Below are 7262 nucleotides of genomic sequence, written 5' to 3' on the forward strand. Positions count from 1 at the left end.
CGTATGCGGGCCCATCCCACGGGCAAAAGGCTTTTGGTTGAACGCCCAGACCTTGGTGTCTTTTTGTCTAATTCCGCTGCTCTTAAAGCGATGCCTGAAGCCAGTCTGGGTCGGACGTTTTATGATGCAATGGATAATCCGGTTGGCGTGCCCGGATATTTGTTGGCAGGACTGATCTACAAAGACGGTTTTTTCGACTCATTTGACATGAGCGATGACGCTAAGTTTTATTTAGAACGAATACGCTGGCTCCATGATTTATTCCATGTCGTAAGTGGCTATGCCACCGATCTGGCGGGCGAAGGCATGCTTATCTACTTCCAGCAAGCTTATCTTTATGGGTTGAACTTCAACGCATTGGCGCGATCACCGTTTGGCATCGGCCCGCGTTACTTTCTTCGTCCAGATTGCGGCAAAGCCCGTTGGCAAGAGTATCTACGCGATGCAAATAGTCGTGGACTAAATGCATACAATATTTGCCCAGCAGTTTTCGCACCATGGGAAGAATTGCTGCCACAACCGCTTAGCGACGTAAGGCATCAACTTGGAATTGTACCGTTTGTCGAGGATAGCTCACGCTGGCTCGATAAGAGTGAGCTTGGCAAAAGGGCATCAACAGGGTTCGGCGCCCAGTCAGTCGAAGCAAAGCAAGCACAGTTGGCGCGTAAAGTGGTTGAAGCCGGCGTTGACTACCGCGATCTTTACCGGTTCAGTGACGAGAAAGCACGCAGCCTGCACCTTTTAGCGGCAAACGGCGCAACGGATGCGCAAATCCGTGAGGCGGCTGGAAGAAGTACTTAACTTAGGTCAGGTGATTTTTTGCTGTTGTTCAGCACCGGCGCCAATTCGTTGGGGCCCACCTAGGCCTTTTATAGTCCCCCAACTGAAGCTGCTTTCAGGCGACCGTCTCCACCTTCTAAACGACGGCAACTGGGTGGGAACCAGACATACGGATGAGCTTCGTTTTCCAGCTTGTTCTGGGCCGAGAGCGTACGGTCCGCGTTGCGATTTAAAACTAAGGCATGCAGAAGTCCGTTCGACACATTACGCGGCAGTGCGCTGTTCGCCTATGTTCTCGCCCGAATTTCTGCCGCAACCTGTAGCGCTGCTTTCATAAGTGGCATACGCCGCCTTTCGGTCCGAATGGCGAGATAACCTTCAACCTTGACGGCTCCCGACCCGGTTTTGATCGGTAATATGCGGATGCGGTTATCTGGCGGACACTCGCGTTCAAACATCAAGCTGATGCCAAGGCCGTGCGCGACGCCTTCGCGGATCATTTCGCGCGTGTGTAACTCCATTGTGCGGCCCGTGGAAATCTCAGCTTCAGACAATAATCTTTTCGTAGCTGCCAAGGTTCGCGACGATGCCTCGCGCACGAGAAGGACATGGTCGGCAATTGATTCCAACAAAAATTCCAAGCGGCCATCGTCGCCCGAGCGCGCTGGGACAATCGCTACCAAGCGATCCTGATAGAGCGGTACATAGCTATAGTCAGGGTCAACTTTCGGTTCGCAGATGATTGCAACGTCGACTTGAGCCTTCATCAGTAACTCGTTCGTCTGGAGTGCATTGGCGATTGTCACGCGAAAGCGGGTTTGCGGTACCTTCGCCAAAAACTCCGCCATGAATTCCGCGGCAACTGGCGGGGAATCCGTTCCCAGACGCAGTATAGCGCCGCTTTCAGGGTCATCTTCACCCAGAAGCACGTCAATTTCTTCAGCGATCCCGAACAACGCCTGCGCCCGTTCATACAAAGCCTGACCTGCGTTCGTTAACGTAAGAGGTGGCCTGATACCTTCGATCAGCTTTACCTTATAGCGCTCCTCAAGGGCTTTAAGCTGCTTCGACAATGTCGGCTGTGATATATTCAGCCGCCGCGCAGCGCGCGTCACGCTACGTTCACTGGCAACTGCATAAAACGACCGAAGATGGTTAAAGTTGACGCTCATCGGAGTGCCGGCAATGTCGGTATCGACCGCCATCTATCGTCACCATGCCTCAAATGCATTTTGCAACTCCATCACAATACGTCATTGTACTAGACATCAAATGTTACAAATTTTGCGGCGGGCTGAATCAAGATGAATGAGTGTTATGACGTAGCAGTAGTGGGTCGCGGGATTGTTGGACTTGCACACGCGCTTGCTGCCGCCAAAAATGGCTTGCGCGTCATTGTGATCGACAGGACAGAACGCGCAACTGGAGCCAGTATCCGCAATTTCGGCTTTGTGACCGTAACAGGTCAAGAGCGACACGAGATGTGGCCACTTGCGCTTCGTGCGAAGCAAATCTGGACAGAAGTGGCATTGCGCGCCAAGATTGAGGTCCAACAGACCGGGCTCGTTATGAGTGCACGTCGCCCTGCCGCGGCGGCCATACTTGAATCTTTCATGGCGACCGAAATGGGTGAAGGATGTGAGTTGCTCACACACAAGCAACTCGCTGCTCGCCATCCTGCCGTGCCTTATCAGCCTTGTGCAGCGGCCCTCGTAAGCTCGCATGAACTCAGGATCGAAGCACGTGAGGCGATCCCTGCACTGGCCAACTGGATGCTTGCGGAGCTAGGGGTTCATTTTGCAGAGCCAGCCAGCGTCATTGGGTGCACGCAAGGACGCGTCGTTACGAGCGCCGGAACGATCAAGGCGGATTCAATCTTCATCTGTCCCGGCGACGACCTTAACGCCCTCTACCCCGAAGTTATGGCTGCGCATGCAGTTACACGATGCAAGCTGCAAATGCTGCGCCTTGCCGCGCCAGCCTATTGCTTGCCGAGCCCGGTGATGAGCGATCTTGGCATCATGCGCTACGAAGGGTATTCAGCCCTACCTGGCGCGGCGTCATTAACGGCGCAACTGCGCGATGAACAGACGAATGCGGTCGCCGCCGGTGTTCACCTTATTGTTGCGCAGTCCGCCGACGGCTCGCTGGTCGTAGGCGACAGCCATGACTATGGCGATGCGCCAGATCCGTTTATCCATGAAGCAATTGATGACCTAATCCTCGATGAATTTAACGCTGTTCTTGGAAATCCGCCGCCAACCGTGGAACGCTGGATAGGCGTTTATGCATCCTCGAGCAAACAAAACTGGTTCACTGAACAGGTTGAGACGGGCGTTCACCTAACTGTCGTAACTTGTGGAGCGGGCATGTCGACTGCCTTCGCCATTGGGGAGCGCGTCGTTGAAAAAGCACTGAACCAGAAGATCAGGGAAATTGCGTGATGGCATCGATTGAAGCAGTCCTTTTCGATTGGGCCGGAACAGTTATCGATTTCGGATCGTGCGCGCCGGTGGTTGCGATGGAAAACACATTTGCAGGCGAAGACATCAAGGTCGAAAAGGATGTCATTCGCCGATATATGGGCATGGCCAAGCGCGAGCATGTCATTGCTATATTGTCCGAGCCAGCAATCTGCGCCCGTTGGCGCGATGCCAAGGCGGCTGATTGGAACGAGGCTGATGTTGATCGTGTGATGATTGCGCTTGAGCCGGCGATGCAATCCGCTGCGACCGAGCATAGCCAACTTATTCCAGGTGCAGCAGCAGCAGTATCGGCAGCGCGCGAAAAGGGAATCCGTATCGGTTCGACGACTGGCTACACTCGGACAATGATGACGGGAATTCTCCCTGCCGCAGCAACGCAGGGCTATGCCCCGGACGTAACGATATGCGCAGGGGAAACAGCGCAGGGCCGTCCGGCACCCTTGATGCTGTGGCAGGCATTAGCGCAGTTAAAGGCTTGGCCAGCTGGGCGCTGCGTGGCTGTCGACGATGCGCCCGTCGGTATCGAGGCTGGACGAAACGCGGGCCTGTGGACAATTGGCGTTGTCGCATCGGGCAATGGTGTCGGCATGGATGCAGATGCATGGGCTGCGCTTGATGCAGCCGAGCAGGCGGCGTGCCTAAAGCCCGTTATTGCATCATTTGATAAAGTCGGTGCGGATTTCGTCATTCAAAGTGTTGCGGATCTAGCACTGGCGCTCCATGCTATTGAACGAGCGGTCGATGCCGGGCGCCATCCGGGTGGCGCGGCCACCGTCGCTTTAGGCTGCGAAGCGACATGACAACCCCGTCAGGCCTACCCGTCCATGACCATGAAGACGGCAAAGACAGCCTGGCGTTTATATTATTTGCAGGTGGCGCAGCGTTCAGTGCGTATTTTGCGATGTATGCGTTTCGTAAACCTTTTACCGCAGCGACCTATACCGACTTTGCCGATTGGCAGTTCGCAATCGACTTCAAAATCGCGCTCGTGATTGCACAGCTGATTGGTTACGCGCTCTCAAAATTTATCGGCGTCAAAGTGGTTTCCGAAATGTCTCCAGCGCGCCGTGCGCTCGCGATAATCAGTCTCATTGCAATGTCGTGGGTTGCTCTGGTCTTGTTCGCAATCCTACCTGCCGAGGCAAAGCCATTTGCAATGTTTTTCAATGGCTTGCCGCTTGGGATGATTTGGGGCTTGGTCTTCGCCTATCTGGAAGGACGCCGCTCGAGCGAAATTCTAGCATCGATCCTGTGCGCTAGTTTCATCCTTTCGTCGGGACTGGTAAAGTCGGTCGGTTCGTGGCTGATGGCCGAATGGCAAGTAACCGAGTTGTGGATGCCCGCAGCAACAGGTGTGCTTTTCATGCCAATACTTCTGGTATCGGTTTACGGCCTTTCGCGCTTACCGCCGCCTAGCGCCCGTGATGTCGCTGAACGTGTTGCGCGCCCGCCTATTAACGCCGCAGGTCGTAGTGCATTCTTGAGGGAATATGGTCCGGGCGTCGTTTTACTCGTGCTGGCTTATGTGCTGTTCACGGTCATCCGCGATTTTCGTGACAATTTTGCGGCGGAGATCTGGGAAGCGCTGGGCTATGGTCAATCGCCGATTGTTTTCGCTGCCAGCGAAGCGCCCATTGCCGTTTTCACATTGGCTATTCTGGCAAGCCTTGTCGCGGTCCGCGATAATTACCGTGCGTTGATGATTATGCATTTCATCATTCTGGCAGGCGCTTTATTGGTTGGCGCATCAACATGCGCGTTTTTGGTTGGCTGGTTGGATCCCGCCATCTGGATGGTCGCATCGGGGCTTGGACTATATCTCGCTTATACACCGTTCAACGCGATGTTGTTCGACCGTTTAATTGCGGCGTCAGGTCGTGCGGGTACGGCTGCATTTCTGATCTATATTGCGGATGCATCGGGCTACGCTGGCAGCGTCGGTCTGCTTCTGCTTCGCAATCTGCCTGGTATGGCTATTGATTGGCTGCCTTTTTACACCGCACTTGCATTATTTGGTGCTGCTGCCAGCTTTTTACTAATGATAGCTTCTTTGAGACACTTTAATGAAAAATTAAAGAAATAAATATTGCAATTTTGTAACGAAACAAAATTTTTTCAATATGAGCTAAAAAATTAAGGCGTCTATCGCTATCATGCACGCAATGAATTGGCGATAGAGCCAGTTCATGTGTCAATTACTACGCGAGACTAGTTAAAGTCGTGGTTAGATTCGCGCGAAAAGGGATATACTATGAAATATTTTTTGTATGCTGCAACAATCAGTACGCTGGCCATTGTTAGCGCAACGAGTGCAAAAGCCTACGACGAAGTTGAGGCCGCCGCCGCAGAAGGCGAGACAATTATCGTCAACGCCGAACGCGTCGCGCGCGCCAACAATGTTGTCGAGAAAGCCGATATTGAAGCGCTTTCTGGCGGCGAAAATATCGTCAATGCTATCCGCACCGTGCCTGGCGTGCAAATTCGCGGCTCGGATGCGTTCAATGCGGATCCTTGGAGCTACGGCATCAACATTCGCGGTTTTGAAGTCAACCTGCGCAACTCAAAACTGGGCCAGACGCTTGATGGCTTGCCATTGTTCAACGCATCTTATTATCTCGGCGGTGCACCAGCCACCAAGTTCCTCACATCCGAAAATGCAGATCGCGTTCAGGTAAACCAGGGAACAGCCGATGTCGGATCGACTTCGACTTCTGCACTCGGTGGTACAATTGCCTATTTTTCGCGGGAACCAAAAGCAGAGTTCGGCGGACGGGTTAGTGCTACATTATCCAGCTTTGACAGCCGCCGCGTCTATGCTGCCATTGATACCGGTGAGATTTTCGGAAACACCCGCGCATATTTCGCGGTGTCGGACCTTGATACCCACCTGTGGCCGCATGGTGGACGGACACCCGCCGGGATCGAGCAGTTCCATGTCGAGGGCAAAAGCGTCTCTGATTTTGGTGACGTAAAGCTTACGCTGCGTGGATCGTATAACTACAGCGACGATGATCCTATCATCGAAGCAACACGGGCATTTATCGAACAAACAGGCTACACCGTCGATGGTTCATCGTCGACTTTCAATACTACAAGCGCTGCTGCCAATGAATATTGGGCAGACGAGTGGGCTTCGATACGCACCAACATCATGGGCTATGCGAAACTTGACTGGAACCCATCGGACACGATCTCGATTTCGTTTTCACCCTATTTCCACAGCAATGAAGGTGTTGGTGAATTCCTGCCACCATTTCAGGAACCCCGTTTCGTAAACACTGCCAATCCTGGCGCGTTGCAACAGGTGATCATTGCCGGTTCGCGCATTCGTGCGACCTTTGCCGATAATCAGGGCCGCGCCGTGCTCCCTTACGCGACTGGCGGCGTCGAGCGCGTATACACGGACCTCGCGGGCGCCATCGTGCGTTCGTCGACATGCTTCAATGCAGACAACACCGCAAAGGCCGGTGCAGATTGTTCTTCAGCGCAAAGCTACCGGAACAGCACCTATTACTCGCAACGCTTTGGTGCAGTTTTCAACATCAACGCCGAGTTAGGCAATCACACTTTGCGCGCCGGTCTATGGTATGAAAAGCTGGATCGCGACTTTGGCCGTGAATGGTTTCCATATCTGGATATTCGTAAGGGCCCGATAGCCTCCAATGTCGTCTATCGTGAGGATTTCAGGCAGAATTTCAAAACGGATGTGGTAAAGCTTCACATCGCCGACACTTGGAACATCACTGACGCACTTACGCTGGATGCAGGGTTGCAGCATTATTTCGTTAAGATTTCAGGTACCTCGGTTGAAGACCGCAATTTCAATTCCTCAGGTCAGCAGATTTCGACAACGCGCTCGAAAGTTGACAGCGATAGCAACATGCTGTTGCCGTCAGTTGGCATAGTCTTTGATGCCACCGAACGGTTCCAACTTTTTGCCGGCTACTCGCGCAATTTTGCTGCCATCGGGGATTGGGCCATCGAAAAAACCGGAAC

Annotated in this window: 6 protein-coding genes; 5 read left to right on the forward strand and 1 reads right to left on the reverse strand. The window is 53.2% G+C overall.

From position 1 onward, the window contains the following. The coding region (locus Q0O07_RS11160; protein WP_295493685.1) for a Coq4 family protein at positions 1-801 on the forward strand (801 nt) is incomplete at its 5' end. 266 nt (positions 802-1067) lie between these two features. Here the strand turns inward: Q0O07_RS11160 and Q0O07_RS11165 are convergent. Then, positions 1068-1985, reverse strand: a complete 918-nt coding sequence (locus Q0O07_RS11165) for a LysR family transcriptional regulator (RefSeq protein ID WP_295493687.1) — start codon at positions 1983-1985, stop codon at positions 1068-1070. Positions 1986-2084: 99 nt separating this feature from the next. Here Q0O07_RS11165 and Q0O07_RS11170 point away from each other — a divergent pair, with 99 nt between their 5' ends. From Q0O07_RS11170 to Q0O07_RS11185, 4 genes are all read left to right on the forward strand, one after another. Beyond that, positions 2085-3224 (forward strand): TIGR03364 family FAD-dependent oxidoreductase, encoded by a 1140-nt coding sequence (locus Q0O07_RS11170; protein ID WP_295493689.1) that lies wholly within the window; start codon positions 2085-2087, stop codon positions 3222-3224. Next, positions 3224-4066 carry a phosphonoacetaldehyde hydrolase gene (gene phnX, locus Q0O07_RS11175; protein WP_295493691.1) on the forward strand — a complete coding sequence of 281 codons (843 nt, stop codon included), beginning with the start codon at positions 3224-3226 and terminating at the stop codon, positions 4064-4066. Before Q0O07_RS11170 ends, phnX begins: the two co-directional genes overlap by 1 nt. Next, positions 4063-5349 carry a DUF5690 family protein gene (locus Q0O07_RS11180; RefSeq protein WP_295493693.1) on the forward strand — a complete coding sequence of 429 codons (1287 nt, stop codon included), beginning with the start codon at positions 4063-4065 and terminating at the stop codon, positions 5347-5349. Before phnX ends, Q0O07_RS11180 begins: the two co-directional genes overlap by 4 nt. Before the next feature lie 168 nt (positions 5350-5517). Continuing rightward, positions 5518-7262 (forward strand): TonB-dependent receptor (locus Q0O07_RS11185; protein ID WP_295493695.1); only part of this gene is annotated, 1745 nt, incomplete at its 3' end.

Source organism: Sphingorhabdus sp. EL138 (genome assembly GCF_945890115.1).
Lineage (GTDB): Bacteria > Pseudomonadota > Alphaproteobacteria > Sphingomonadales > Sphingomonadaceae > Sphingorhabdus_B.